We start from the raw sequence: 26,929 nt of genomic DNA, 5'->3' as shown, positions 1-26,929 counted from the left end.
CCCTCTGGCCGCCGGATGTTCGACCCTACGGCGATGACAACGATGGACACCCGGGCCGTACACGCGGGTCGCGACGACCTCCGCACCCTCGGCGTGCACGTACCACCCATCGACCTGTCGACCACCAACCCGCTGCCCTCAGTCGACGACGGCGGTGCCGCGTACGAGCAGCTCGCCACCGGCGGAACCCTGCCCGCCGACGGCAGCGCCGTCTACCAACGGCTCTGGAACCCCACCGTCGCCCGCTTCGAAACCGCCCTCGCCGAGTTGGAGGGCACCGCCCAGGCCGTCGCCTTCGCCAGCGGAATGGCCGCCCTCACCGCCACACTGCTCGCCGCCGCCCGCGCCGACCGCCGACACGTCGTCGCTGTCCGACCCCTCTACGGCGGCACCGACCACGTCCTCGCCACCGGCCTGCTCGGCACCACAGTCACCTGGGCGCGCCCCGACGAGGTCGCCGCCGCCATCCGCCCCGACACCGCGCTGGTCATCGTCGAGACACCTGCCAACCCCACAGTCGACCTGGTCGACATCGCCGCCCTCGCCGCCGCTGCCGGCGACATCCCACTGCTTGTCGACAACACCGTCGCCACCCCCGTACTGCAACAACCAGCCCGGCACGGCGCCACCCTCGTCCTGCACAGCGCCACCAAGAGCATCGGCGGACACGGCGACGTCCTCGCCGGCGTCGTCGCCTGCGACGACACCTGGGCCGTACGCCTACGCCAGGTCCGCGCGGTCACCGGCGCGATCCTGCACCCCCTCGGCGGCTACCTGCTGCACCGCGGCCTGCAAACCCTGCCGCTGCGGGTCCGCGCCCAACAGGCCAGCGCCGAGAAGCTCGCCGGTTGGCTCGCCGACCATCCTTGCGTACAGCGGGTGCACCACCCCTCGGTGCACGACCCGGCGGCACTGGTCGGGCGGCAGATGTCCGGACCCGGCAGCCTGCTCGCCTTCGAGGTACGCGGCGGCGCGCCGGCCGCGGCCGCCGTCACCGGCGCCTGCCGCCTCATCACCCACGCGGTGTCCCTCGGCGGCGTGGACACCCTCATCCAGCACCCCGCCTCACTCACCCACCGGCCGGTCGAGGGCGACGCCAAACCCGCAGCCGCACTGCTGCGCCTCTCGGTCGGCCTCGAAGACCCCGAAGACCTGCGCGCCGACCTGGCCCACGCCCTCGACGCGATCGCCTGACCCTCAGCGCAGCTCGCGGTTGCCCAGCACCCGCACCGGCGAACCCTGCCGGGCCACCCGCAGCATGGCCCGACCGATCCCGTCGGTGGTGGTGACCTGATTCGGCAGCAACCGACGCAGCACCGGAAACAGCGGCCTGGTGACCGCGTAGCCGAACCGGTACCACCGCGTCTTCGACACCGCCCCGTACGTCGGCTGGATGAAGCCCGGCCGCGCCGCGTAACCGTTGGGCAGCAGATCCATGATCGCGTTCTCGGCGCGACCCTTGACCCGCGCCCACATCACCCGACCCCGACCCGACGAGTCGGTCCCCTGCCCCGAGACGTAGACGAAGGTGACCTGCGGGCTCACCTGCGCGAACAACCGCGCCGCGGCGAGGGGGTAGTCGTAGCTGACCCGGGTGTACGCGGCCTCGTCCAGACCCAGCGAGGACACCCCCAGGCAGTAGAAACACGCGTCGACACCCGTCAACTCGGCCCGCACCGCTTCCAACTCGCCCACGTCCGCGACGGTCAGCTCCCGCAGCTTCGGATCCCGCGCACCGGTCGGCCGCCGACCGACGGTGAGCACCTCCCGCACATCCTCGGCGAGCAGGCACTCGCGCAACACACCCTGACCGACCATCCCGGTCGCACCGAAGACAACCACCCGCATCAGATCCCACCCCTGTCGCCGCCAGCGTTTCGCCCTGATCGTCAGCCAGGCTCCCACGGTCGGCGTGATCCGGGGGTGACGGTCAGGACTTGGGGCCGACGTGCCGGTCCAGCGTGGCGACGGCGTCGCGTCGCGCCACCGACAGCGAGTTGCGTCGATTCATCCGCCAGGTGACGCCGAGCAGGTCGAGGCTCCACTGGCAGAGCCCCATGATGTCGGCCGACTCGTTGACGAACATGTAGCGCGGGTAGACGTAAGCCTTGCCGCGCACCGTCACCCGGTTGGCGAACCGACAGCCGTCGGAGTGGAACAGCCCGCGCAGGAAGTCGTCCGGGTGCGCGGCAACGAGTTCGCGCTGCCAGTCGGCCAGGATGATCGGTCGCTCGTGCTTCTTGCCTGGGCCGTGCTGAGGCAACAGGCAGGGCCAGTGCTTGCCGGAACTTTGCACGCTGACGCAGCCGACCTGCTGGACGCGCTGCACCCTCGCGGCGAGCACCGCTCGCATAGCAGCGTCACAGGCCTCGATCAGGCCTGGCCAGCTGTCGCTGCAAGCGATGCGAAGCACCGGGACCCGGGTGGACGTGACGAGATGACCGTCGCCCAGGTAGAGGCCAAGCAGGTATAGGTATGAAGACGGCTCTGTCTGAATGTTGACGTTGGGCCGGCAGCGGAAGCAGCGGGACTCGGTGCCCTGCTGTTGTGGCTCAGCCTGCCCCCTGCACCAGCCTCGGACGGTTGGGTAGGGAAGTCTCAGACGTCTGGCAACCTCGGCGACCGTGCTGCCGGCGAGGTGCTGCTGCCGCGCACGAATGCGTAGCTCAGGTGGATGCACACGACGATTTTGGAACAGCCGTACGACACTTTTGGTGCCCCCGGTGGGATTCGAACCCACACTGTCGGAGGTTTGAGCTCCGCTTCTCTGCCGGTTGGAATACGGGGACGCTTGGCCGAATGCTCTGGTGGCCTCCCATAGGTTACCTACTACGCTGAGGGCGGCGACACCCGGTCGGGTTGGTGTCGGCTTATGACTGGTGGGGGTAGGGCTGGTGGCTGAGACGCCGACGGATGCCGAGCGTAGGCGCGTACTGATCGCCGAGGACGAGGCGCTGATCCGGCTGGACCTCGCCGAGATGCTCGTCGAAGAGGGTTACGAGGTGGTGGGGGAGGCCGGTGACGGCGAGACAGCCGTACGCCTCGCCGAGGAGCTGAAGCCCGACCTCGTCATCCTCGACATCAAGATGCCGATCATGGACGGGCTGGCCGCCGCCGAGCGCATCGCCGGTGCCCGGATCGCCCCGGTGATCATTCTGACCGCGTTCAGCCAGCGTGATCTGGTGGAGCGGGCGCGGGCGGCCGGCGCGATGGCGTACCTGGTGAAGCCCTTCCAGAAGAGCGACCTGGTCCCGGCGGTGGAGATCGCGCTCTCGCGTTACTCGGAGGTCGCGGCCCTGGAGGCGGAGGTCGCGAGCCTGACCGACCGCCTGGAGATCCGTAAGTCGGTGGAGCGCGCCAAGGGCGCGCTGATGACCACGTACGGGATGACCGAGCCGCAGGCGTTCAAGTGGATCCAGCGCACGGCGATGGACCACCGGATGACCATGAAAGAGGTTGCCGAGCGGATCCTCGCGGAGACCGCTGGCGGCGAGGTGACCCTCCCGGCGCCCTGACCGGCATCGATCCATGCTGCGGCGGGTGGGGGCGGTGCTCGGCGTTCTCGCCGTGCTGGTGGCCGCCTGTGAGGCCTCGGCCTGTCCCGACTGTGCGGAGCCGCTACCGGTCCGGCCGGCCTGGCAGTCGGTGGTCCTGCCGGACCCGCCGGGCGTGCCGGGTCGAGCGGTGCCGCGCGACGCCACCGCCTGTGCCGGCCGGTGGTACGTGGTCGGCGGCGTGGTCGATCTGGCCGGGGAGACCCGCCCGGCCGCCTGGAGCAGCTCCGACGCCAATTCCTGGGTGCCGCTGCCGACGGCGCCAGTGACGTTCTACGGCCAGCAGCACGTGCTCTCCGCGGCGGCCTGCCGGGACGGACGGCTGGCGGCGGTCGGGGCGAAGAGCGGGGGCGCGCACGGCAATCCTCGCACCGGCACCTGGAGGCAGACGTCGGACGGCACGCTGCACGAGGTGGACGCGCCCTTCGAGCGGTACGCCGGGCCGCGCGCGGTCACCGTGGCCCGGCTGGCGGCGGGGCCGCAGGGCTGGTTGATCGCCGGTAGTCGGATCGACGGTGCGGCGGTTTGGATCTCCCCGGACGCGGCCGGGTTCGCGCTGGTGGACGGCGCACCGGAGTTGGCCGCTGACGAGCGGGGGCGGACGGCGGCGTACGACGCGGTCGCCGTGCCGTCGGGCTGGCTGATGGTGGGTGCGCTGCTGCCGCCCGGGGGTACCGCGCTGGCGCCGCTGGCCTGGTCCTCGACGGACGGCCGGAGCTGGCAGCGGGCCGCCCTGCCGATGGGGGACGGGTGGGGGCAGGCGCAGCGGGTGGCGGTGCTTGGCGACGTGCCGGTGGCGGTCGGGCCGGTGCGGGCTGGCTTCGGCAGTTGGCGGCTGACCACGCAGGGCTGGCGGCCGGCGGGGAGATTCGGGGCGGCCGGACCAGGTGTGGCGTCGGCGGCCGGGCTGGTGGCCGTCGGGCAGGGATTGGTGGCGGTGGCGAGGGACGGGGACCGTCACACACTGTGGCTCTCGGTCGATGTGGGCGAGTCATGGCGGCCGATGATCATGCCGCGGCCAGTACCGGACAGCGGAGACACCGCGGTCGCGGTGGCCTCGACGGGAGATCGACTGCTGTTGGTCACGGACGATGGGAAAACGTCGCGTGCCTGGTGGGCGGGAGTGTCAGACCTTGATCGGTAGCTGGCGGCAGCCTGATGGCGGTGCTGACGAAACGAAGGTGAAAATGCTTCACGACCGAAAGTTCTTACAGGGATCGTTTCCAATCGGCCACGGCGTGTAACGGTTCGGTCAACCCGCTCGCTTGGGGCTTACGTCACAGCTCCACGGTGGGATAACGTCCGGCCCCAGACCGGCGACGACGGTCTGGTTCGTCCGCCCCCCGCAAGGGCCAATAGCCAGCGGGTGGTTCGGACCATGGGACGAGGAGGGTTCGGGCCTTGAGGCAAAAGCTCGCGCGCGTTATCGGTGGGGTCGCCATGGTGGCGCTCGTCGCCGGCGGAACCGCATGCTCCAGTGGCGACGATGCGGCAGGCGGGGGCGGTGACGCCTGCGGCAGCAAGATCGCATTCTTCGGCGCGCTGACCGGCAGCTCGGCCGCGCTCGGCATCAACGAGAACAACGGTGTCAAGCTCGCCGTCGACAAGTACAACAAGGAAAACGCCGACTGCAAGGTCGAGCTGGCCTCCCTGGACTCGCAGGGCAGCCCGGACCAGGCACCTGGTCTGGCGCAGAAGGCGATCGACGACACCAAGATCCTCGGCGTCGTCGGCCCGGCCTACTCGGGTGAGTCCGAGGCTGCCGGCCCGCTGTTCAACGAGGCCGGCCTGGTGACCATCACCCCGTCCGCCACCCGGCCGAGCCTGGCCGAGCAGAAGTGGAAGACCTTCTTCCGCGCGGTCGGCAACGACTTCAGCCAGGGCCCGGCGGCCGGCAACTACATGAAGAACGTGATGAAGGCCGACAAGGTCTACGTCATCGACGACCAGTCCGCGTACGGTGCCGGCCTGGCCGACGAGGTCAAGAAGCTGCTCGGCTCGGCGGTTGTCGGCTCGGACAAGGTCCAGGGCGAGGGCAAGCAGACCGAGTTCTCCGGCGTGGTCACCAAGGTCAAGGCCGCCAACGTGAAGGCGATCTTCTACGGCGGTTACTACCAGGAGGCCGGCCTGATCCGTAAGCAGCTCACCGCTGCCGGGGTCACCGCGCCGCTGGTCGCTGGCGACGGCGTCAACGACGGCGCGTACATCACCTCCGCTGGTCAGGCGGCGGCCGAGGGCACCATCCTCACCTGCCCGTGCCAGCCGGCCGCTGAGGCCCGGGGCACCTTCGTGCAGGAGTTCAAGGCGCTCAACGGCACCGACCCCGGCACCTACAGCGACACCGCCTACGACGCGGCGAACATCCTGCTGGCCGGTATCAAGGCTGGCAAGACCACCCGTGAGGGCCTGCTGGAGTTCGTGAAGGGCTACAGCGGCGAGGGTGTCGCGGCGAGCTACAAGTTCACCGAGACCGGCGAGCTGGACCCGGCTCAGGTCAAGGTCTGGGCCTTCAAGGTCACCGGCGGCAAGGTTGTCCCGGACCAGGAGATCCCGAAGTCCTGATGTTGGTCGCTGCTTCGGCGATTGAGTTGTGATCGCGGGTGCGGCCGGGAGCTGCTCGCTCCCGGCCGCACCCCAATTTTCTCTCCAGACGTGATGGAGCGTCCCTCCCTTGGACTTCAATGGACTGTTCTCCAACTTCGGGGAACTCACCACGACCGGCCTGACGCAGGGCGCGATCTACGCCCTGGTCGCGCTCGGCTACACGCTGGTCTACGGCGTGCTGAGACTCATCAACTTCGCTCACTCCGAGGTCTTCATCGCCGGCGCGTTCGCGGCGATCTGGACCTGGAACGGCTTTGGACTCGACCAGAACTCACAGGTCAGCGGGGTTGGATCGATCCTGTTCTACCTGCTGGTGGCGATGATCGTCGCCGCCATCGCTTCGGCGGGCACGGCGACGGTGATCGAGCGGGTGGCGTACCGGCCGTTGCGTAAGCGCAACGCCCCGCCCCTGGCCTTCCTGATCACCGCGATCGGCGCCTCTATCGCGATCTCCGAGGCCTTCGGCATCTGGACCCGCCGACTGCCCGAGGGCGCGCCCAGTCTGGTGAGCAGCAAGCCGCTGTTCCACCTCTTCGGTGTGCCGATCGACTCGGTGCAGCTGCTGACGATTGGCGCGGCGCTAGTGATGATGGTCCTGCTGGACCTCTTCATCAACCGCAGCCGTACCGGCCGGGGCATCCGGGCCGTGGCCCAGGACGCCAACACCGCCGCGCTGATGGGCGTGAACAAGGACCGGATCATCCTGATGGTCTTCATCACCGGTGGTTCCATGGCCGGCGTGGCCGGTCTGCTCTACGACGTGCGGATCCAGACCCTGACCTACAGCGTCGGCTTCCTGCTGGGGCTCAAGGCCTTCACCGCCGCGGTGCTGGGTGGTATCGGCAACCTGCGCGGCGCGCTGATCGGTGGCCTGCTGCTGGGCGTGGTGGAGAACTACGCCGCCGGTCTGTTCGGCAGTCAGTGGAAGGACTTCGCTGCCTTCGCGGTGTTGGTGGTGCTGCTGATGTTCCGGCCTACCGGTCTGCTGGGCGAATCGCTGGGGAGGGCACGGGCATGACGACCGTCCTGGAGAGGGTGCGCTCCGGCCGCGAGGCGGCCGGAGAACGGTGGCGCGGGGCGCCGCGCTGGGTGCGTTGGGCGTTGCTGGTCGCGGTGATCGCGTTCTTCTACGCGCTGCCGAACCGGGAGTTCTACCAGTATCTCGGGCCGATCCCGACCCCTGGTGCGAACTTCACACAGGTGCTGTTCACCGTCTCGATCTACGTGCTGCTGGCCGTCGGGTTGAACATCGTGGTCGGTTTCGCCGGCCTGCTCGACCTGGGCTACTTCGGCTTCTTCGCCGTCGGCGCGTACACCGTCGCGGTGCTGACCTCGCCGAGCAGCAACCTCAAGACGCTCTGGCCGTGGCTGCTCGTGGTGCCGCTGGCGATCGGGCTGACAATGCTCTCGGGTGTGATGCTCGGTACGCCGACGCTGCGTCTGCGCGGTGACTACCTGGCGATCGTGACGCTCGGCTTCGCCGAGATGATCCGGATCGCCGCGGTCAGCTCGGAGTTCCTCAAGGGCCAGCGGGGTTTCAACCAGATCCCGCACCCGCCCGGCAAGTACGCCGACGGCAAGCCGTTCTTCGGCGTGCTGGACGCCCGGCCGTACTACTGGCTGGTGCTCACGCTGATCATCCTGGTGGTGATCGGTGTGCGGAACCTGACGCACAGCCGGGTCGGTCGGGCCTGGATCTCGATCCGGGAGGACGAGGACGCCGCGCAGCTGATGGGTGTGCCGACGTTCAAGTTCAAGCTCTGGGCGTTCGCCTCGGGTGCCGCGATCGCCGGTCTGGCCGGCGCGCTCTTCGCCGGTAAGCAGAACTTCGTCAACTCGCAGAACTTCGAGCTGCTCAACTCGATCATCATCCTGGCGGCGGTGATCTTCGGTGGTTCGGGGAACATCGTCGGCGCGATCGTCGGTGGTGGCCTGGTGGCGTACATGATCGAGCGGTTCCGCGGCATCGAGCTGTTCGGCGTGGAGCTGTACGAGTACCGGTTCCTGATCTTCGGTCTGGTCCTCGTGGTGATGATGATCTTCCGGCCGGAAGGCCTGATTCCGAACCGACGACGGGCGGCGGAGTTCAAAGACCGTCGCAAGGAGGTGATCGTCGGTGAGTGACACCGATCAGACGCCGGCTGTTCCGGCGCAGGCCGGCGCGCCCGCGATGGAGGCGGTCCCCAGCCGGGAGCCGCTGCTGGAGGTCGACGGCGTCACGCTGCGCTTCGGCGGCGTGGTCGCGCTCGACAACGTCAACTTCACCCTCTACAAGGGGGAGATCCTCGGGCTGATCGGCCCGAACGGCGCTGGCAAGACCACCTGCTTCAACGCGATGACCGGCATCTACCAGCCCACCAAGGGTGAGATCCGGTTCCGTGGCGGCAAGATCAGCGGGAAGAAGCGCCACCAGATCACCCAACTGGGTATGGCCCGGACGTTCCAGAACATCCGCCTGTTCCCGGAGATGACCGCCCTGGAGAACGTCCAGGTCGGCGCGGACGCGCACCACAAGACCAGTGTGCTGTCCGCTCTGTTCCGGTTGCCCCGGCACCGGCGCGAGGAGCGCGAGGGTCGGGAGAAGGCCGAGCGGCTGCTGGAGTTCGTCGGCATCCGGCACCGGCTGCACGAGTTCGCCCGCAACCTCTCCTACGGGGAGCAGCGGCGGTTGGAGATCGCCCGGGCGCTGGCCACCGATCCGGTGCTGCTCTGCCTGGACGAGCCGGCCGCTGGCTTCAACCCGGCGGAGAAGGAGGAACTGCTCCAGCTCATCCGGCAGGTCCGGGACACCGGCGTGACAGTGCTGCTGATCGAGCACGACATGCGCCTGGTCATGGGCGTCACTGACCGGATCGTCGTGCTGGAGTTCGGAAAGAAGATCGCCGAGGGGCTGCCCGCCGAGGTGCGGGACAACCCGAAGGTGGTCGCGGCGTACCTGGGGGTGCCGGACGATGTTGCTTGAGATCGACGATGTGAGCCTGCTCTACGGGCGGATCCAGGCGTTGCACGGCATCAGCCTGACCGTTGCCGAGGGTGAGATCGTCGCGCTGATCGGCGCCAACGGCGCCGGGAAGTCGACCACCATGCGGGCGATCTCCGGGATTCGGCCGATCGCCACCGGCAGCATCCGCTTCGACGGTGAGGACATCTCCAAGCTCCGGGCCGACCTGCGGGTCCGGCGGGGGCTCTGCCAGGCGCCCGAGGGCCGGGGGATCTTCCCCGGCATGTCGGTGCTCGAGAATCTGGACATGGGGGCGTACACCCGGCGCGACCGCGCCGGGATCGCCGAGGACCTGGCCCGGGTGCTCGATCTCTTCCCCAGGCTGGCGGAGCGACGTAAGCAGGCCGGAGGTACCCTTTCCGGCGGCGAGCAGCAGATGCTGGCGGTCGGTAGGGCGTTGATGAGCCGACCCAAGCTGCTGCTGCTCGACGAGCCCTCGATGGGGTTGGCGCCGATGCTGATCCAACAGATCTTCGACATCATCAAGGAGATCAACGAGCAGGGCACCACCGTCCTGCTGGTGGAGCAGAACGCGCAGCAGGCGCTGGCCCGAGCGCACCGGGCGTACGTGCTAGAGACCGGCAAGATCGTCAAGACCGGAACCGGCGCCGAGCTGCTGCACGACCCGGCGGTCAAAGAGGCATACCTCGGCGTGGCCTGAGCGGCCGTCACACCCCTCACGCAAGGAGTGCAGAGACATGTTCAATACCAACGGTGCCCGCCGGGCGGCGCTCGGTGCCGCCAGTGCGGCGCTGATCGCCCTCTCGCTGACGGCGTGTGGGGAGAAGGAGAACAGCGGCTCGCCCGGCGCCGGTCCGACCGTCACGGCGGCGGCCGACTCGGCGCTGGCCGGGAAGGTGCCCGACGCGATCAAGGCCGACGGTGTGATCAAGGTCGGCACCGACTCGACGTACGCCCCGGCGGAGTTCCTCGACGCCGACGGCAAGACGGTGGTCGGCTTCGACGTCGAGCTGTTCAACGCGGTGGCGCAGAAGCTCGGCCTCAAGGCCGAGTACGAGTCGTCGCCCTTCGACGCGATCCTGCCCGGTGTCGACTCCGGCAAGTACGAGATCGGTGTCTCGTCGTTCACGATCAACGCCGAGCGGCTCAAGAGCGTCAACATGGTGAGCTACTTCTCCGCCGGTACCCAGTGGGCGACCAAGGCCGGCAACGCGGCCAAGATCGACATTGAGAACGCCTGCGGCAAGAAGATCGCCGTGCAGACCGGCACCGTGCAGTTCGACGACATCACCGCCCGGTCGAAGAAGTGCACCACCGGCGGCAAGCCGGCGATCACCATCGACCAGTACCAGGCGCAGAGCGACGCCACGGCCGCGGTCTTCAGCGGCAAGAACGACGCCATGCTGGCCGACTCGCCGGTCGGGGCGTACGCGGTGAAGCAGAGCAACGGCGCGCTGGAGCTGGTCGGCGACATCTACGAGTCCGCCCCGTACGGCTACGCCGTCAAGAAGGACCAGACCGCCTTCGCCGAGGTGCTCAAGGAGGCCGTCCAAGCGGTCATCGCTGACGGCTCGTACCAGACCGCGTTGAAGAAGTGGGGCGTCGAGGGCGGCGCCATCACCTCCTCGGCGCTGAACCCCGCCAGCTGACGCATGTCGTCGGAAACGGACACAACCGAACGGGCACGGCCGGAACCCATCCAGGCCGTGCCCGTCCGGCATCCCGGACGTTGGGTCGCGGTCGCCGTGATCGGGGTGCTGGTGGCCATGTTCGTCCACCTGCTGGTGACGAACAAGGCGTTCAACTGGGCGTTCATGGTCGACGAGATGTTCCGGCCGCCGATCATGGAGGGTCTGCGCGGTACCCTCGCGCTGACAGTGCTCGCGATGGTGATCGGGGTCAGCCTCGGCGTTGTCGTCGCCATCATGCGGCTGTCGGAGAACCCGATCCTGCGCGGCGTCTCCTGGGCGTACACCTGGTTCTTCCGGGCGGTGCCCCGGCTGGTGCTGGCGATCCTCTTCGGCAACCTCGGCATCCTCTGGGCCCGGATCGAGTTCGGGCTCCCATTCGATCGGCAGATCGGCGCGCTCTTCGGAGTCGACGACTTCGAAGCACGTCTGTTCGGCTTCTCCGCGCTGGAGATCCTCACCGGATTCGTCGCCGGCATGTTGGCCCTCGGGCTCTCCGAGGCGGCGTACATGGCCGAGATCGTTCGGGCCGGGATCCAGTCGGTGGATGAGGGGCAGACCGAGGCGGCGCAGGCGCTGGGCCTGAGCCGTACCCAGATCCTGCGTCGCATCGTGCTGCCGCAGGCGATGCGGGTGATCATCCCGCCGACCGGCAACGAGACCATCGCGATGCTCAAGGACACCTCGCTGGTGGCCTTCGTGCCGGTCTCCACCGAGCTGTTCTTCCAGCTCAAGGCCGTGGGTAACCGGACCTTCCAGGTCTTCCCGATGTACGTGGCGGCCTGCCTGTGGTACTTGCTGCTGACCAGCGTCCTGCTCGTCGGGCAGTACTACCTGGAGCGGCACTTCTCCAAGGGGTTCGGCAGGAGCGCCCAGGCGAAGATCAGACTGCGCGGGATCACCGCGGAGGCCGGCGGTAGCGCGAGCGAGGCGGGTCGGTGATGACGCAGGTGACGACACCGGCGGAGGCCGAGGGAACTGCGGGCGACGGCGTGATGGTCCGCGCTGAGCAGGTGCACAAGTCGTTCGGGTCGGTGGAGGTGCTCAAGGGCATCGACCTGGAGGTCCGCAGCGGCGAGGTCTGTTGTCTGCTCGGGCCCTCCGGCTCGGGCAAGTCGACGTTCCTGCGCTGCATCAACCACCTGGAGAAGATCAACGCCGGCCGGATCCGGGTGGACGGCGACCTGATCGGCTACCGGGAGCGCGGCGGCAAGCTGCACGAGATGCGGGAGAAGGAGATCGCCACCCAGCGCCGCGCGATCGGCATGGTGTTCCAGCGGTTCAACCTCTTTCCGCACATGACCGCCCTGCAGAACGTCGCCGAGGCGCCGGTGCTGTTGGGCCGGGAGCGCAAGGCCGCCGCCCGGGAGAGGGCCGCCGCGCTGCTCGAGCGGGTCGGGCTCGGCGACAAGCTGGGCAACTACCCCGGTCAGCTCTCCGGCGGGCAGCAGCAGCGGGTGGCCATCGCGCGGGCCCTGGCGATGCAGCCGAAGCTGATGCTCTTCGACGAGCCCACCAGCGCGCTCGACCCGGAGCTGGTCGGCGAGGTGCTCGACGTGATGAAGGACCTGGCCCGCGACGGCATGACGATGATCGTGGTGACCCACGAGATCGGCTTCGCCCGGGAGGTCGGCGACTCGCTGGTCTTCATGGACGACGGCGTCGTGGTGGAGTCCGGCGCGCCGCGCGAGGTGATCGCCAACCCCCGGCACGACCGGACGAAGGCGTTCCTGGCCAAGGTGCTCTGAGCCGGTACCCGGCGCGGCCGATCCGTTCGGCCGCGCCGGGCGTCGTGCCGGTGTCCCGTCCTGTCGTAGCGGCGGGCTAGAGTCGCTGCCGTGACAGCTACGACACCGCGCCTGCTCCTCGTTGACGGACATTCCATGGCATATCGGGCTTTCTTCGCCCTGCCTGTGGAAAACTTCTCCACGACGACGGGGCAGCCGACCAACGCGGTGTACGGCTTCACCTCGATGCTGATCAACGTGCTGCGCGACGAGCAGCCCACCCACATCGTGGTGGCCTTCGACGTATCCCGCCACTCCTTCCGCACCGACAAGTACGCGGAGTACAAGGCCGGCCGCAGCGAGACCCCGACCGACTTCAAGGGCCAGGTCAGCCTGGTCAAGGAGGTCCTGGCCGCGCTGCAGATCCCGGTGGTCGAGAAAGAGGGCTTCGAGGCCGACGACGTCATCGCCACGCTCGCCTCCCAGGCCCGCGACCAGGGCATGTCGGTGCTGATCAGCAGCGGTGACCGCGACGCCTTCCAGTTGGTCGACGATCAGATCACCGTCCTCTATCCGCGTAAGGGCGTCTCCGACCTGGCCCGGATGGACCCGGCGGCGATCGAGGCGAAGTACGGCGTTCCGCCACAGCAGTACCGGGACCTCGCCGCGCTGGTCGGCGAGACCAGTGACAACCTGCCCGGCATCCCGGGCGTCGGCCCGAAGACCGCGGCCAAGTGGATCACCACGTACGGCGGGGTGGAGGGCGTGATCGCCCGCGCCGACGAGATCAAGGGCAAGGCCGGCGACAGTCTGCGGGAGCGGCTCGCCGACGTGATCCGCAACTACGAGATCAACTGTCTCGTCTCCGACCTGGAGCTGCCGTTGCGTCCGGAGGACACCCGCTGGACCGGGTGGGACCGGGAGGCCGTGCACCAGGTCTTCGACACCCTCGAGTTCCGCATCCTGCGCGACCGCCTCTACCAATACCTGGAGGCGGTCGAGCCGGAGGCCGAGTCCGGGTTCGACCTGGCCGGCGAGGTGCTCACCGAGTCGGGCGCGCTGGCCGGCTGGCTGGGCACGCACGCGCCGACGGGCACCCCGGTCGGGCTGGCGGTCAAACTCGACACCGGCCCCAACCGCCGGCACACCGCCTCGATCACCGGTCTCGCGCTGGCCACCGCCGGCGGCGCGGCGGCCTGGGTCGACCCGGCGCAGCTCGACCCGACAGACGAGGGCGCCCTGGCCGGCTGGTTGGCCGACGAGCAGCGCCCCAAGGTGCTGCACGACAGCAAGCCGGCCGTGCTGGCCTGCGCCGCGCACGGCTGGCAGCTCGCCGGCATCGTCCGGGACACCCAGATCGCCGCGTACCTGGCCCGCCCCGATCAGCGGTCCTACGATCTGACCGACCTGGCGCTGCGCTACCTGCACCGGGAGCTGCGGGTGGACGTCCCGGAGTCCGGCCAGCTCACGCTCGACGGCCTCGGCGACGAGGGGGTGGTCGAGCAGAACCTGATGCTCCAGGCCCGTGCCACCCTCGACCTGGCCGACGCTATCGACGCCGAGCTGTCCCGCGACGGAGAGCAGTCCGCCCGGCTGATGGCCGGCGTGGAACTGCCGTTGATGCGGGTGCTGGCCACCATGGAGAGCACCGGCATCGCCGCCGACACCCACTATCTCTCCGAGCTGGAGGCCCACTTCGCCGCGGAGGTGAAGGCCGCCGCGCAGGGCGCGTACGAGGCGGTGGGTCGGGAGTTCAACCTCGGCTCGCCCAAGCAGTTGCAGGAGATCCTCTTCACCGAGCTGGGTCTGCCGAAGACCAAGAAGATCAAGACGGGCTACACCACCGACGCCGACGCCCTGCAGTGGCTCTACGCGCAGCAGCCGCACGCGGTCCTTGCCCACCTGCTGCGTCACCGGGACGTGGCCAAGCTGAAGTCGACGGTCGACGGGCTGCTGAAGTCGGTCTCCGACGACGGCCGGATCCACACCACCTTCAACCAGACGGTGGCGGCCACCGGTCGGCTCTCCTCCACCGAGCCCAACCTGCAGAACATCCCGATCCGCACCGAGGAGGGCCGTCGGATCCGTCGGGCCTTCGTGGTGGGCGACGGCTACGAGTGTCTGCTCACCGCCGACTACAGCCAGATCGAGATGCGCATCATGGCGCACCTCAGCTCGGACGACGCGCTGATCGACGCGTTCAACTCCGGCGCCGACTTCCACGCCGCCACCGCCTCGTCGGTCTTCGGGGTGCCGCTCGACGAGGTGACCCCCGACCAGCGCCGCAAGATCAAGGCCATGAACTACGGCCTGGCGTACGGCCTGAGCGCCTTCGGCCTGTCCCAACAGCTCAGCATCAGCACCGAAGAGGCACGCGGGCTGATGGAGAACTACTTCGCCGGCTTCGGTGGCGTGCGCGACTACCTCCAGCAGGTGGTCGCCCGGGCCCGCCAGGACGGCTACACCTCCACCATTCTCGGCCGACGCCGTTATCTGCCCGACCTGGTCAGCGACAACCGGCAGCGCCGTGACATCGCGGAGCGGATGGCGCTCAACGCCCCCATCCAGGGCTCCGCCGCCGACATCATCAAGGTGGCGATGCTGCACGTCGACACCGCGCTCCGCGAGGCTGGGCTGGGCTCACGGATGCTGTTGCAGGTGCACGACGAACTGGTCTTCGAGGTCGCGCCCGGCGAGCGGGAGTCGTTGGAGGCCCTGGTCCGCCAGGAGATGGGCGGGGCGTACCCGTTGTCGGTGCCGCTGGAGGTGTCCGTCGGTCTGGGCCGGGACTGGAACAGCGCCGATCACTGATCGTCTCCTGGTCGGGCTGCCCTGGTCGCGGCCGTGACATGTCGAATCAGGGTGGCGACAGGCTGGTCCCGTTGGACCAGCCTGTCGGTCACTTCAGGGGGTCGTGGCCCCAGTTCATGAGCGACCAACGCCACTTGGTGTCGCGAACGTTGCCAGCGGGGCGCTGCGCCATGTGCCGGCGCACGTAGCCGACGACCTTGCGCATGTGCTTGTAGTCGCCGTCGGACAGGTCACCGCGTTTGCGGCGGAGCAGGTTGATGATCTTCCGCCCGGATTCGTGTCCGACGGACTCGCCGCCACCAGCTCGACCACCCTTGTGCCACCCGACCTGCTTCGACTCGTCGGTCTCCAGCCATGTGGACAGCTCACCGGGCTTCATGTTCACCGCTTCGGTGAACTCCCGGTAGGTGTCCCGGCCGTCGTCACCTCTGCTCATGGCGCAGCGCCTCGGGCCGGTGGGCCACGTCGCGGCCCGTGCCGTCACTGCGGACCCGGTACTGCGGGTCGTCGGGGTCCGCGTTCACGGCCCGCCCGCTGATCCGCGTCCGCTCGGTGATCGTCCCTTGCACCACGCCGTACGCGCGGCTGCCGTGGGCCGACCAGGAGACATGGTCGCCCTTGTGAAATCTCGGTTCGGCCATGCCCCTCGGCTACCCGGGGCGGCCAGGACGAAACGACTACGGCGTGATCTCGGCGACCGGCAGCTTGATGTCGAACGGCTCGGTCAGCTATCCGTCGCGTGCCCGGCGAAACGATCTCCACGGCGAGAACGACGTCCGCGGGGCCGCGGGATGGAATGAGCGGACGCCACGTCGGCACGGTGTAACAGCACGTCGGGCTGTCGGCTCGTGTTGTGGCTGAGCTTGACACCGATGGCCTGGGCAGCGCCGAGGTGCTGCGGCGCGTGGTTGTGCAGCCAGAGCCACAGCAGGCTGGAAATGTTCTGGTGGCCCAGGGTGGGGGAGGGTGTCACCTGGACAACTCCGTCGACGAGTTCGACGCGGGGGGCGTCGTCCGGCAGGGCGAGCAGGTCCTCCAGCGTGTAGTCGGCACGCTGCTGCCGCATCGGGTCCGGACACCAGGGGCCAGGTGATGTCGGGACGGCCTCGGCGCTCATGTGGCCGAGCCTACCGGCGATCGATGGCTCGCACGTCGGACAACGGGCGCGGGCGCGGCGCGCTCACCCGGCGGGCTTCTCGGTGACGAAGATGGCGGTGCCGGGGAAGAGTCTTCCGCGCAGCGGGCTCCACTGCCCCCAGATCCCCTCGTGTCCCTGCGGCCACTCCGGCTCCACCAGATCCAGCAGCCGGAACCCCGCGCCGACCAGCTCGCGGATCCGGTCGCCGAGGGTGCGGTGCTGCTCGACGTAGGTGGCCACGCCGCTCTCGTCCTGCTCCACGTACGGGGAGCGGTCGAAGTACGAGTGCACTGCCGTCAGGCCGCCCTCGCCGGGGTCGTCGAGGAAGATCCACCGCATCGGGTGGGTCACCGAGAACACCCATCGGCCGCCCGGGCGCAGCACCCGGTGCACCTCGGCGAGCAGCGCCGCCGAGTCGTCCACGAACGGGATCGCGCCGAACGCGGTGCAGGCCACGTCGAACGACCGGTCGGCGAACGGCAGGGCGAGCGCGTCGGCCTGCACCAGCGGTACGCGTACCCTGGTGCGGTCGGCGGCCTCGGCGGCGTGCCGCAACATGCCGGCGGACAGGTCGAAGGCGACCGGCCGGGCACCCTGGGTGGCGAGCCAGCGGGCGGCGGCCGCGGCCCCGGCGCCCACCTCCAGCACCCACCGCCCCGACACGTCGCCGAGCAGCCGGGCGTCGGCCTCGCGCAGGCCCTCGGGGCACCACACGAAGTCCACGTCGCCGAGGAACGCGCCGTGTTCGGCCTGGTAATCGTCGGCGTCGGTGTCCCACCAGCCGCGGTTGGCGCGCCGGGCCTCGGCGTCACCCACCCGGCGCCGGGTAACCCGGCTGTCGTCATCCACGCGCTCACGCTAGGCCCCTCCCACCCCGTTGGGTACGGCGGCGCGTCCACGATCCACGCGACTCCTCGCGCGCGGCGTGATCGGCTCGTCTCCGGTGACGTCGCGCTGTCCGAACCGGCGGGCCGGCACCGACGTCCACCGAAGCCGGGTCGATCAAGCGCGGCCGCGGGGCACGAGGGGCCGCTGTGACGCAGGAGACAGCAGGGGTCTTTTCCGGGCGATTGTTCGGCTTTCGCAGGTCATCGCACGAAGAGAAGCCGGGAGGGCTTGCACGCTGTGGTAATGCGCACGGTAGGCTAGACGATGCGCTCGCGGATCGCGTTGCCTCGGCAGGGAGCAGGTGCGCGGTCGACGGAGCCACATCATGATCTCACTAGGCGATCGTTCGGTGTGCCCGGCGACGGATCCGCTGGCGCGAACAGGTCACTGCGACACACCAGCCTGCTGTGACAACCCACCGACCGGAGCAACCGCCCACATGACGAGCAGCATCGAGGCCCCCTCGAGCGCCACCCGGGTCACCCACGACGATCTCGGTTCCGAGGAGGCATTCCTCGCCGCGATCGACGAGACCATCAAGTACTTCAACGACGGCGACATTGTCGAAGGCACCGTCGTCAAGGTCGATCGGGACGAGGTCCTGCTCGACATCGGCTACAAGACCGAGGGTGTCATCCCCTCTCGGGAGTTGTCGATCAAGCACGACGTGGACCCCGCCGAGGTTGTGACGGTTGGCGACCACATTGAGGCCCTGGTCCTCCAAAAGGAGGACAAGGAGGGTCGTCTGATCCTCTCCAAGAAGCGGGCACAGTACGAGCGGGCCTGGGGCACGATCGAGAAGATCAAGGACGAGGACGGCGTCGTCCGCGGTTCGGTCATCGAGGTGGTCAAGGGCGGCCTCATCCTCGACATCGGGCTGCGCGGCTTCCTGCCCGCGTCCCTGGTCGAGATGCGTCGTGTGCGCGACCTGCAGCCGTACGTCGGGCGGGAGCTCGAAGCCAAGATCATCGAGCTGGACAAGAACCGCAACAACGTGGTCCTGTCCCGCCGGGCCTGGCTGGAGCAGACGCAGTCCGAGGTGCGCACCGAGTTCCTCAACAAGCTGCAGAAGGGCCAGGTCCGCAAGGGCGTCGTGTCCTCGATCGTCAACTTCGGCGCCTTCGTGGACCTGGGCGGCGTCGACGGTCTGGTGCACGTCTCCGAGCTGTCCTGGAAGCACATCGACCACCCGTCCGAGGTCGTCGAGGTGGGCCAGGAGGTCGAGGTCGAGGTCCTGGACGTCGACCTGGACCGCGAGCGCGTCTCGCTGTCGCTGAAGGCGACCCAGGAAGACCCGTGGCGGCAGTTCGCCCGCACCCACGCGATCCAGCAGATCGTGCCGGGCAAGGTCACCAAGCTGGTTCCGTTCGGTGCGTTCGTCCGCGTGGACGACGGCATCGAGGGCCTGGTCCACATCTCCGAGCTGGCCGAGCGCCACGTGGAGATCCCGGAGCAGGTCGTCCAGGTTGGCTCCGAGGTCATGGTCAAGGTCATCGACATCGACCTTGAGCGCCGCCGGATCTCGCTGTCGCTCAAGCAGGCCAACGAGGGCTTCGTCGAGGGCGAGGAGCACTTCGACCCGACCCTCTACGGCATGGCCGCGACGTACGACACCGAGGGCAACTACATCTACCCCGAGGGCTTCGACCCGGAGACGGGCGAGTGGCTCGAGGGGTACGACAAGCAGCGCGAGACCTGGGAGAACCAGTACGCCGAGGCTCGTCTGCGCTGGGAGGCCCACACCAAGCAGGTGCAGACCTCTCGGGCCGCCGACGCCGAGGCTGCCGCCAACCCGACTCCGGCCGTTCCGGCCGCTGGCGGCGGCGGTGGCGGTGGCACCACCTCCTCGTCCAGCCCGGCCCCGAGCCGGCAGGCCGAGGAGCCGGCCGGCACGCTGGCCACCGACGAGGCGCTCGCCGCACTGCGGGAGAAGCTCGCCGGCGGTAAGTGACCCGCTGAACGACGACGGGCCCCGTCCCCGCGATCTCCGGATCGCTGGGGGCGGGGCCCTCGCCGTTCCCGCCGTGCCTCCGGGCTGGCCGCAGGCCGAGCGTGCCACCGGGGCGGGTGGTGGGGGCGGCGTGTCCCGGGCGAGTCGCGGGCGCGGCGCGCTGGCTGCCGGGGGGCGCTGTGGTGGGCGCGGCTGCCCGTCCGCTGGTGCGGACCGCCAAGATCGTGCTCAATCCATGATGTAGGGGCCTCCCGGGCACCGCACACCACTACATCCTGGTTCGAGCACGATCTTGGCGCGGGGCGCGGGGCGCGGGGCGCGGGGCGCGGGGCGCGGGGCGCGGGGCGCGGGGCGCGGGGCGGGGAAAATCGGTGGCGGGGGTACGGGTTCGGCGCGCAGGATGCGCTGGTGATTGAGGCGTACCCGAAGCAGGTTCCCGTCCGTGCGGCCGCTGCCGTGCGTCGACAGCGGCCGCTCCGGGGACGAACCTCGACCCGGCACCGACTTCGGTGACCGGGGCGTTCCTCGCCGGTCTCGTAGCCGGCTACGGCGTCGCCATACCCGTCGGTGCGATAGCGATTCTCATTCTGGGGCTGAGCGCCCGTACCTCGTTTCGGGTGGGTGCGGCCGCAGCGCTGGCGGTGGCGACGGCCGACGGGCTCTACGCGGTGGTGGCCGTGCTCGGCGGCGCCGGCCTGGCCGGGATCATCGCACCGGTCGCCGGGCCCCTGCGGGTGGTCGCCGCAGTGGTCCTGCTGGGTCTCGCCGGGCACGGCCTGTGGCGGACCTGGTCCGCGCACCGCTCGCAGCGACCGCCGACGGCACGCGACGGTGGGGGCATGAGCACTCCGGGGCGGGCCTACGCGGCGCTGCTCGGGTTGACACTGCTGAACCCGATGACGGTGCTCTACTTCGCCGCCCTGGTGCTCGGCCGCGGGGACACTGCCGACTCGGGCATGGTCCCGGTGGCGCTCTTCGTGGCCGGGGTGTTCCTGGCCTCGGCGAGCTGGCAACTGGTCATCGCCGGCGGTGGCACTGTGGTGGGCCGGGCGCTGACCGGGCCGCGTGGACGGCTGGTCACCGGCCTGGTCTCCAGCGCGCTCATCGCCGCGCTGGCGGTGGCCGCGCTCCTGCCAGGCTGAACGGTCGCGGCAACGATCCGACGGCTCGGCCATCCCGGCCGAGGCCCGTCCGCGTCGCGTCGGCGATGTCGCCCGGGGTGTCCCTGCGGGGCCCACGGGTCGCCCGGGCATCCGGGTGGGCCCGCTGTGCCGTACGGTCGGGCGATGACCAGTCGACCCGCAGCCGGCGGAGGCCGGTGGGTCGAGGTCGACCCGGCCCGCGTCGGCCGCTGGGTCGAGGGCTTCGCCGACCGGCACGGCCCACCCACCCCCAGTGCCCAGGAGTACGGCCTGCTGCTCGCCGCCCCGGACGGGGCAACCGCCGAGTTGTACGCCCCGCCGGGTGCGCCGGGCGGCGTGGATGTGGCCGGGTTCGTGGCCGCCGCCGTGATGCCCCGCCGGATCGGCCTGTTGCTGGCCCGCAAGGGCGCGGTGGCGCTCGGGGTGGCCGAGGGCGGCGACCTCGTCGTCTCCAAGGTGGACACCCGGTACGTGCAGGGGCGCACCGCCGCTGGGGGATGGTCGCAGCACCGGTTCGCCCGCCGACGTGACAACCAGGCGAAGGCTGCGCTGGGCGACGCGGCGGACCTGGCCGTACGGCTGCTGTTGCCGCAGGCGTCGAGGTTGGCGGCCCTCGTCTGCGGCGGTGACCGGCGGGCTGTGGACGGGGTGCTGGCCGACCGGCGGTTGGCCCCGCTCGTGCCGTTGCGGGCGGAGCGGTTGCTCGACGTGCCGGAGCCCCGGCACGCGGTGCTGGTGGCGGCGGTGGGTGCGGCCCGCGCGGTGCGGATCCTGGTGCGCGACCCCGACTGACCTCGGCCATCGCCGGTGGCGTCGGTGGGGAGACGATGGCCACCGAGAACGGGGTTCGCGGCATGCCGCCCGGCCAGCCGTCGGAGGATGGGCGCGTGGAGTTTCTGGTTGACATGGTGACGACGGTGCCGCAGGGAACGTCAGACGACGGGGTCGCCGACATGCGCGCGCGGGAGGCGGCGCGTTCGGCCGAGCTGACGGCGCAGGGCAGCCTCCTGCGGCTGTGGCGGCCGCCGCTGGCACCGGGGGAGTGGCGTACGTGGGGGCTGTTCCAGGCCGCCGACGCGGACGAGTTGGAGACGGTCCTCGCGTCGATGCCGCTGCGCGCCTGGCGGCGCGAGACAGTGACGCCGTTGACGCCGCACCCGAACGACCCGGGTCAGCCGCCTCGCTGAGCCTGGAGGGGTCTGGGGTAGCTCGACAGGCACGAAACAGGGCACGTCCGTCCAGCAGGGAGATCATGATGTCCGAGGCGCAGATTCTGCGTACGGTTCTCGACCGGTGGAAATCGGCTGTCGACGCCCACGAGCCCGATCGGGTCGCGGCGTGCTTCACCGACGACGCGATCTTTCAGGGGTTGCAGCCGTACACGGTCGGTACCGCCGGCGTCGCCGCGTACTACGCCGGGCAGCCGCTCGGCCTGACCGCCGCGTACGACATCCGGGAGATCCGCCGTCTCGCCGACGACGTGGTCCTCGGCTACCTGGAGGTGGAGTTCGGCTTCACCGACCGGCCGGCCCTGACGGTCAACCTCGGAGTGCTCCTGCGGCGGGTCGACGACGACTGGCTCATCGGCCACTACCAGGTCTCCCGGCTCACCTGACGCGGGAGCTTCGGCAGGAATGACGATCGTGGCAGGCCCGCCGAGGGGCCTGCCACGATCTCGGGGCGGATGTCAGAGCTGGTCGGTGCCGAAGGTGTCGCAGGTCTTCGGGTCGCCGCGGTCGTAGCCCTGGTTGAACCAACGCTTGCGCTGCTCGGACGTGCCGTGGGTGAACTGGTCGGGGTTGACCTGCCCGCCGGAGCGCTCCTGGATGCTGTCGTCGCCGATCGCCTCGGCGGCGTCGATGGCCTGGCTGATGTCGGCCTCGGTGATCGACGTGAACAGCGGCTGCTGGCCGGTCTTGTCCTTGCTCTCGGTGGCGTGCCGGGCCCACGCGCCGGCGTAGCAGTCGGCCTGGAGCTCCAACCGCACGGATGCGGAGCGAGGCCCGCTCTGGTCGCCCTGGCCGGCCTTCGCGTTGGTGCCGAGCAGGTTCTGCACGTGGTGGCCGTACTCGTGGGCGAGCACGTACGGCTGGGCGAACTCGCCCTTCGCGCCGAACCGGGAGGCCAACTCGTCGTAGAAGCTCAGGTCGATGTACACCTTCCGGTCGGCCGGGCAGTAGAACGGGCCGACACCCGAGTCGGCCTGCCCGCAGCCGGTGTTGACGGCCGCCTGGAAGAAGTTCGTGGTGGTGACCTCGTAGTCGCTTCTGCCCAGTTCGGGGTACGCCTTCTTCCAGTAGTCCTGGATGCTGTTGACGTAGAGCAGGTTGCGGCAGCGCGCGTCGTCGAGACGGTCGGGGTTTGTGGTGCCGCACACCTGATCCAGGTCACCGCCCCCGGCCTGGCTGCCGTCATCGCCGTTGGTCATGGCGTTGAGACCGAACCCGCCGCCGAGCAGGGCGACGAGAACGGCCACCACGATGCCGATGATGCCGCCCCGGCCGCCGCCGCCAGGGATGGGGATGCCGAAGCCGCCGCCCGACCCGCCGCTACCCCGGCCCAGGTCGTTGGCCTGGGAGGTGTCGAGCTCGGCCCGCTCGTTGAGTTCCATGGTGACCCCGATCGCCGTATGCCGGTGAGTGTCGTTTGTGTGTCGTTCGTCCATCGAGTGCCGGACGGGGTCCGGTAAGGCGTTCCGGTACCCGATGATCTTGATCGGTAATCCGGGCAGGCCGTTCCGCGGCGACCGGTACACTTGTCAGGTGCTGCGCTGCGAAGGCTGAACCGCCCCGCGCCGTCGGGCCCCTTGAGCCCGCCGGCCGTTTCGCGTGCCCCGAGTCAGCCTTCCAACCCCGAGAGCGAGCCCGCAAACATGATCACTGCCACCGGCCTGGAACTGCGTGCCGGTTCCCGGATCCTGCTCTCCGACACCACCCTGCGCGTGCAGCCCGGTGATCGGATCGGCCTGGTCGGTCGCAACGGCGCCGGCAAGACCACCACGCTGAAGGTGCTCGCCGGCGAAGGGCAGCCGTACGGCGGCCAGATCGACCAGCGCAGCGCCATCGGCTACCTGCCGCAGGACCCGCGCACGGGTGACCTTGAGGTCACCGGCCGCGACCGGGTGCTCTCCGCGCGCGGCCTGGACGTGCTGATGGCGCAGATGCAGGAGGTCGAGGCCCGACTCGCCGAGGACGCCAACGACAAGCTGGTCCGTCGGTACGGCGCGCTGGAGGACCAGTTCGCCGCCCTCGGCGGGTACGCGGCCGAGGCTGAGGCCGCGCGGATCTGCGCCAACCTCGGCCTGCCGGACCGGGCGCTCGCGCAGACCATCGGCACCCTCTCCGGCGGCCAGCGGCGCCGCATCGAGCTGGCCCGGATCCTGTTCCGTGACGCGGGCGAGAACGGCGGCGGCATCCTGCTGCTCGACGAGCCCACCAACCACCTCGACGCCGACTCGATCACCTGGTTGCGGGGCTTCCTCGCCAACCACAAGGGTGGCCTGATCGTGATCTCCCACGATGGCGCGCTGCTGGAGTCGGTGGTCAACAAGGTCTGGTTCCTCGACGCCACCCGAAGCGTGATCGACGTCTACAACCTGGGCTGGAAGGCGTACCTGGAGGCGCGCGAGACCGACGAGCGACGCCGCCGCCGGGAGCGGGCCAACGCGGAGAAGAAGGCCGGCGCGCTGATGGCGCAGGCCGACAAGATGCGGGCCAAGGCCACCAAGACCGTGGCCGCGCAGAACATGGCCCGCCGTGCCGAGAAGCTGATCTCCGGCCTGGAGGAGGTGCGGGTCGCCGACCGGGTGGCCAAGGTGCGTTTCCCCAGTCCCGCGCCGTGCGGCAAGACCCCGCTCACGGCAACCGGCCTCTCCAAGTCGTACGGATCGCTGGAGATCTTCACCGACGTCAACGTGGCTGTGGACCGGGGCTCCCGAGTGGCCATCCTCGGGCTCAACGGCGCCGGTAAGACAACCCTGCTGCGGATGCTCGGCGGGCTGCTCAGTCCGGACACCGGCGAGGTGCACGCGGGGCACGGCCTGCGGCTGGGCTACTACGCCCAGGAGCACGAGACGCTGGACGTGGAGCGGACGGTGCTGGAGAACATGCGTGCCGCCGCCGTCGAGCAGTCCGACACCGACCTGCGCAAGATCCTTGGTGCGTTCCTGTTCTCCGGTGACGACGTGAACAAGCCGGCCGGCGTGCTCTCCGGCGGCGAGAAGACCCGGCTGGCCCTGTCCACTCTGGTCTGTTCCGGCGCCAACGTGCTGTTGCTCGACGAGCCGACAAACAACCTCGACCCGGTCAGCCGGGAGCAGGTGCTCGACGCCATCGCCAACTACCCCGGCGCGATCGTCCTGGTCACCCACGACCCGGGTGCGGTGCTGGCGCTCAAGCCGGACCGGGCCATCCTGCTGCCCGACGGCGACGAGGATGCCTGGAGCGACGACCTGCTCGAACTTGTCGAGCTGGCCTGACCGAGGAGGCGCGGTCGGCTCTCAGCCGAGCAGCTCGGCCAGTCGGCCGAGCACGCCGGAGCTGACCAGGATCACCAGCCCGATGGCGATGAAGATGGTCGGCACCAGCCAGGCGCCGGCGCGCTCGACCAGCCGGACCACCCTCCGGTGCCCGCCCAGCCAGGCCCCGAGAGCGCACCACAGCCCGATCAGCAGCACGAAGACCAGCAGGAACACGGCACTGTCGGCGACACCGAGGGCCCGGAAGACGGGTACGTAGACAGCGACGTTGTCGGCGCCGTTCGCGATCGTCACCCCGGCCACGCCGAGCGCTCCGGTGACGACCTCCGGTGTCTCGTCGTCGCCCGAACTGCGCAGCGCGCGTACGCCGAGCGCGATCGGCAGCAGGCCGAGCAGCCCCGTCCACGGGTCGGGCACCACCAGCAGTCCACCCGCGATCACCGCGCTGGCCAACGCGAGCGCACCGATGCCGAGGTATTGTCCGGCGACAATCTCCCAGGTGCGGGGTCGGCCGGTGGTGCGGGCCGCGACGAAGAACAGCGTCAGAATGACGATGTCGTCGACGTCGGTGGCGGCGAAGACCACGGCCGCCGCGCCGGCGGTGCTCAGCAGGTCGATCACGACCGAAGGCTACGGGTCGTCGGCAGCCGCCAGCTTTCGGCGGTGGTACCCGCGGATGCCGCGGCGGGCCGGATCGCCAGGATCACTCTATCGGGAAGCTGACATTGCATAGCGTGTCGGTTGGCGAAGAGTTGATATCTGGCGCATGATCGTTCGAGGCGGTCTAATAGGTGGGACCGTATCCGAACCGCACAGTCTGGGACGTGAGGACACAGCATGGCAGCCACTGGCACAGCCACCAGCACTGAGAAGGGTCGCCGGATCGTCGGAGCCGAGCGTCAGACGCTCGCCAAGGACCTGGTAAAGCGGTACACCTCGGGGGAGAGCATCCGCGCGTTGGCGGCCTCGACCGGCCGTTCCTACGGGTTCATCCACCGAGTGCTCACCGAGTCCGGCGTGCAGCTGCGTCAGCGCGGTGGCGCCCGGCGCCGCAAGAAGGCGTGACCCGCCCCTCAGCGTCGTCCACCAGCGCCGCGCCCCGGGACGTCCGGTGACCGCCGAGGCGACCGGGGTTCGGCTGACTTGCGACGGGCCGGTCGCCACGGTGACGTTGTGCCGGCCCGACGTGCTCAATGCCCAGACGCCCGCGATGTGGCGAGCGATGAGCGACTTCTCCCGTGATCTGCCCGGCGACGTGCGGGTGGTGGTGGTCCGCGGTGAGGGTCGCGCGTTCTCGGCCGGCCTCGACCTCGCAGTGGCGGGCGCCTCCGGCCCGGGGTCGTTCGCTGAGCTGGCCACGCTGCCTGAGCAGGAGTGCGCCGATCGCATCGCGGAGTTTCAGGCCGGTTTCACCTGGCTGCACCGGCCGGATGTCGTCTCCGTCGCGGCCGTGCAGGGCCACGCGATCGGTGCCGGCTTCCAGCTCGCGCTCGCCTGTGACCTGCGAGTGTTGTCCGCGGACGCGAAGCTGTCGATGGCCGAGGTGACCCTCGGTCTGGTGCCCGATCTGGCCGGCACGAAGCGCCTCGTCGAACTGGTCGGGTATTCGCGGGCGTTGGAGATCTGTGCGACAGGCCGCCGGTTGGACGCCGCCGAGGCGGACCGGATCGGGCTGGCCACCCTTGTCGTACCCCCGGCCGAGCTGGACGGCGCGGTGCGGGACCTGACCGCCGGCCTGCTCTCCGGGGCCCGCGACGCGGTGGTGGAGATCAAGGCGTTGCTCGCCGGTGCCGCCGGGCGGTCGCACGCCGACCAGCAGCGCGCCGAGCGGGAGGCGCAGACCCGTCGGCTGCGTGACCTCGCCGGTAGGGGAGAATAGGTAAGGACCGCACGGGAAGATCCGGGTTACGACCGAGGTTGTCACACTCGTCGGGAGAATTGACCTGACGGTGCGGTCTGCCCGGCAACCCGGAGGTGAGCGATGTCC

The 26,929-nt window shown here is 69.8% G+C and carries 28 protein-coding genes and 1 tRNA gene; 20 read left to right on the top strand and 9 right to left on the bottom strand.

The window, feature by feature from the left end:
- The first annotated feature begins 15 nt into the window (after window positions 1–15).
- Window positions 16–1,194 (top strand): aminotransferase class I/II-fold pyridoxal phosphate-dependent enzyme, encoded by a 1,179-nt coding sequence (locus tag AB0B94_RS14620; protein ID WP_357277608.1) that lies wholly within the window; start codon window positions 16–18, stop codon window positions 1,192–1,194.
- A gap of 3 nt (window positions 1,195–1,197) precedes the next feature.
- On the opposite strand, the gene AB0B94_RS14615 is transcribed toward AB0B94_RS14620, so the two are convergent.
- From AB0B94_RS14615 to AB0B94_RS14605, 3 genes are all read right to left on the bottom strand, one after another.
- Window positions 1,198–1,848, bottom strand: coding sequence for an NAD-dependent epimerase/dehydratase family protein (locus tag AB0B94_RS14615; RefSeq protein WP_357277603.1), 651 nt, complete (start codon window positions 1,846–1,848; stop codon window positions 1,198–1,200).
- Window positions 1,849–1,930: 82 nt separating this feature from the next.
- Entirely contained in the window at window positions 1,931–2,353 is a 423-nt protein-coding gene (locus tag AB0B94_RS14610) for a hypothetical protein (RefSeq protein WP_357277597.1), read from the bottom strand.
- 359 nt (window positions 2,354–2,712) lie between these two features.
- Window positions 2,713–2,789 (bottom strand) — tRNA-Leu (locus AB0B94_RS14605).
- 105 nt (window positions 2,790–2,894) lie between these two features.
- Between AB0B94_RS14605 and AB0B94_RS14600 the strand changes: the two genes are divergently transcribed.
- From AB0B94_RS14600 to polA, 11 genes are all read left to right on the top strand, one after another.
- Window positions 2,895–3,515, top strand: coding sequence for a response regulator (locus AB0B94_RS14600; RefSeq protein WP_091408093.1), 621 nt, complete (start codon window positions 2,895–2,897; stop codon window positions 3,513–3,515).
- Between the two features lie 13 nt (window positions 3,516–3,528).
- Window positions 3,529–4,698, top strand: a complete 1,170-nt coding sequence (locus tag AB0B94_RS14595) for a hypothetical protein (RefSeq protein WP_357277592.1) — start codon at window positions 3,529–3,531, stop codon at window positions 4,696–4,698.
- A gap of 257 nt (window positions 4,699–4,955) precedes the next feature.
- The gene (locus AB0B94_RS14590; RefSeq protein WP_238671659.1) at window positions 4,956–6,116 is read left to right on the top strand and encodes a branched-chain amino acid ABC transporter substrate-binding protein; all 1,161 of its coding nucleotides are present in this window, start codon (window positions 4,956–4,958) and stop codon (window positions 6,114–6,116) included.
- A gap of 109 nt (window positions 6,117–6,225) precedes the next feature.
- Window positions 6,226–7,176, top strand: a complete 951-nt coding sequence (locus tag AB0B94_RS14585; RefSeq protein ID WP_357277583.1) for a branched-chain amino acid ABC transporter permease — start codon at window positions 6,226–6,228, stop codon at window positions 7,174–7,176.
- Window positions 7,173–8,282 (top strand): branched-chain amino acid ABC transporter permease, encoded by a 1,110-nt coding sequence (locus tag AB0B94_RS14580; RefSeq protein WP_091407909.1) that lies wholly within the window; start codon window positions 7,173–7,175, stop codon window positions 8,280–8,282. Before AB0B94_RS14585 ends, AB0B94_RS14580 begins: the two co-directional genes overlap by 4 nt.
- Window positions 8,283–8,328: 46 nt before the next feature.
- A complete protein-coding gene (locus AB0B94_RS14575; protein WP_238671670.1) occupies window positions 8,329–9,120 on the top strand; it encodes an ABC transporter ATP-binding protein in 792 nt (263 codons plus the stop codon).
- On the top strand, window positions 9,110–9,820 hold the full coding sequence (locus AB0B94_RS14570; RefSeq protein ID WP_238671658.1) for an ABC transporter ATP-binding protein: 711 nt from the start codon (window positions 9,110–9,112) through the stop codon (window positions 9,818–9,820). The genes AB0B94_RS14575 and AB0B94_RS14570 overlap by 11 nt, the downstream gene beginning before the upstream one ends.
- Window positions 9,821–9,857: 37 nt before the next feature.
- Window positions 9,858–10,769: an ABC transporter substrate-binding protein gene (locus AB0B94_RS14565; protein ID WP_238671657.1), complete on the top strand. Its 912-nt coding sequence runs from the start codon at window positions 9,858–9,860 to the stop codon at window positions 10,767–10,769.
- 3 nt (window positions 10,770–10,772) lie between these two features.
- Window positions 10,773–11,750 (top strand): amino acid ABC transporter permease, encoded by a 978-nt coding sequence (locus tag AB0B94_RS14560; protein ID WP_357277571.1) that lies wholly within the window; start codon window positions 10,773–10,775, stop codon window positions 11,748–11,750.
- Window positions 11,750–12,556, top strand: a complete 807-nt coding sequence (locus tag AB0B94_RS14555; RefSeq protein WP_357277565.1) for an amino acid ABC transporter ATP-binding protein — start codon at window positions 11,750–11,752, stop codon at window positions 12,554–12,556. Before AB0B94_RS14560 ends, AB0B94_RS14555 begins: the two co-directional genes overlap by 1 nt.
- A gap of 90 nt (window positions 12,557–12,646) precedes the next feature.
- On the top strand, window positions 12,647–15,346 hold the full coding sequence (gene polA / locus AB0B94_RS14550; RefSeq protein ID WP_357277560.1) for a DNA polymerase I: 2,700 nt from the start codon (window positions 12,647–12,649) through the stop codon (window positions 15,344–15,346).
- An 88-nt stretch (window positions 15,347–15,434) separates the two neighbouring features.
- On the opposite strand, the gene AB0B94_RS14545 is transcribed toward polA, so the two are convergent.
- The 4 genes from AB0B94_RS14545 to AB0B94_RS14530 form a co-directional block, all read right to left on the bottom strand.
- Window positions 15,435–15,782 carry a DUF3140 domain-containing protein gene (locus AB0B94_RS14545; protein ID WP_308193575.1) on the bottom strand — a complete coding sequence of 116 codons (348 nt, stop codon included), beginning with the start codon at window positions 15,780–15,782 and terminating at the stop codon, window positions 15,435–15,437.
- Window positions 15,769–15,987, bottom strand: coding sequence for a DUF2945 domain-containing protein (locus AB0B94_RS14540; protein ID WP_357277556.1), 219 nt, complete (start codon window positions 15,985–15,987; stop codon window positions 15,769–15,771). Before AB0B94_RS14540 ends, AB0B94_RS14545 begins: the two co-directional genes overlap by 14 nt.
- 83 nt (window positions 15,988–16,070) lie before the next feature.
- The gene (locus AB0B94_RS14535; RefSeq protein ID WP_357277551.1) at window positions 16,071–16,463 is read right to left on the bottom strand and encodes a Uma2 family endonuclease; all 393 of its coding nucleotides are present in this window, start codon (window positions 16,461–16,463) and stop codon (window positions 16,071–16,073) included.
- Between the two features lie 63 nt (window positions 16,464–16,526).
- Entirely contained in the window at window positions 16,527–17,333 is an 807-nt protein-coding gene (locus AB0B94_RS14530; RefSeq protein WP_357277547.1) for a class I SAM-dependent methyltransferase, read from the bottom strand.
- Between the two features lie 478 nt (window positions 17,334–17,811).
- Between AB0B94_RS14530 and rpsA the strand changes: the two genes are divergently transcribed.
- The 5 genes from rpsA to AB0B94_RS14505 all read left to right on the top strand — a co-directional run bounded on the left by rpsA (window position 17,812) and on the right by AB0B94_RS14505 (window position 22,080).
- Window positions 17,812–19,323, top strand: coding sequence for a 30S ribosomal protein S1 (rpsA, locus tag AB0B94_RS14525; protein ID WP_112582670.1), 1,512 nt, complete (start codon window positions 17,812–17,814; stop codon window positions 19,321–19,323).
- Window positions 19,324–19,832: 509 nt separating this feature from the next.
- Window positions 19,833–20,465: a LysE family transporter gene (locus AB0B94_RS14520; RefSeq protein WP_357277540.1), complete on the top strand. Its 633-nt coding sequence runs from the start codon at window positions 19,833–19,835 to the stop codon at window positions 20,463–20,465.
- A gap of 144 nt (window positions 20,466–20,609) precedes the next feature.
- Window positions 20,610–21,257: an acVLRF1 family peptidyl-tRNA hydrolase gene (locus AB0B94_RS14515; RefSeq protein WP_357277534.1), complete on the top strand. Its 648-nt coding sequence runs from the start codon at window positions 20,610–20,612 to the stop codon at window positions 21,255–21,257.
- A 95-nt stretch (window positions 21,258–21,352) separates the two neighbouring features.
- The gene (locus tag AB0B94_RS14510; protein ID WP_357277531.1) at window positions 21,353–21,652 is read left to right on the top strand and encodes a muconolactone Delta-isomerase family protein; all 300 of its coding nucleotides are present in this window, start codon (window positions 21,353–21,355) and stop codon (window positions 21,650–21,652) included.
- Window positions 21,653–21,720: 68 nt separating this feature from the next.
- Window positions 21,721–22,080 carry a nuclear transport factor 2 family protein gene (locus tag AB0B94_RS14505; RefSeq protein WP_357277526.1) on the top strand — a complete coding sequence of 120 codons (360 nt, stop codon included), beginning with the start codon at window positions 21,721–21,723 and terminating at the stop codon, window positions 22,078–22,080.
- Window positions 22,081–22,152: 72 nt separating this feature from the next.
- Here AB0B94_RS14505 and AB0B94_RS14500 read toward each other — a convergent pair whose 3' ends face one another.
- The gene (locus AB0B94_RS14500; RefSeq protein WP_357277521.1) at window positions 22,153–23,076 is read right to left on the bottom strand and encodes a neutral zinc metallopeptidase; all 924 of its coding nucleotides are present in this window, start codon (window positions 23,074–23,076) and stop codon (window positions 22,153–22,155) included.
- Between the two features lie 261 nt (window positions 23,077–23,337).
- Between AB0B94_RS14500 and AB0B94_RS14495 the strand changes: the two genes are divergently transcribed.
- Window positions 23,338–24,942 (top strand): ABC-F family ATP-binding cassette domain-containing protein, encoded by a 1,605-nt coding sequence (locus AB0B94_RS14495; RefSeq protein WP_091403713.1) that lies wholly within the window; start codon window positions 23,338–23,340, stop codon window positions 24,940–24,942.
- Window positions 24,943–24,963: 21 nt separating this feature from the next.
- On the opposite strand, the gene AB0B94_RS14490 is transcribed toward AB0B94_RS14495, so the two are convergent.
- The gene (locus AB0B94_RS14490; RefSeq protein WP_357277516.1) at window positions 24,964–25,563 is read right to left on the bottom strand and encodes a cadmium resistance transporter; all 600 of its coding nucleotides are present in this window, start codon (window positions 25,561–25,563) and stop codon (window positions 24,964–24,966) included.
- Window positions 25,564–25,779: 216 nt separating this feature from the next.
- On the opposite strand from AB0B94_RS14490, the gene AB0B94_RS14485 reads away from it, so the two are divergent.
- Together AB0B94_RS14485 and AB0B94_RS14480 are read left to right on the top strand one after the other, a co-directional pair.
- Window positions 25,780–26,007 (top strand): helix-turn-helix domain-containing protein, encoded by a 228-nt coding sequence (locus AB0B94_RS14485; protein WP_007462679.1) that lies wholly within the window; start codon window positions 25,780–25,782, stop codon window positions 26,005–26,007.
- Window positions 26,008–26,053: 46 nt separating this feature from the next.
- Window positions 26,054–26,821 (top strand): enoyl-CoA hydratase/isomerase family protein, encoded by a 768-nt coding sequence (locus tag AB0B94_RS14480; RefSeq protein WP_357277511.1) that lies wholly within the window; start codon window positions 26,054–26,056, stop codon window positions 26,819–26,821.
- The last annotated feature ends 108 nt before the right edge of the window (window positions 26,822–26,929 follow it).

Source organism: Micromonospora sp. NPDC048986 (assembly GCF_040649335.1).
Classification (GTDB): Bacteria; Actinomycetota; Actinomycetes; order Mycobacteriales; family Micromonosporaceae; genus Micromonospora; species Micromonospora alfalfae.
The sequence above is the reverse complement of the archived record's forward strand: the minus strand, read 5'-3'. Positions and strand labels throughout refer to the sequence as shown.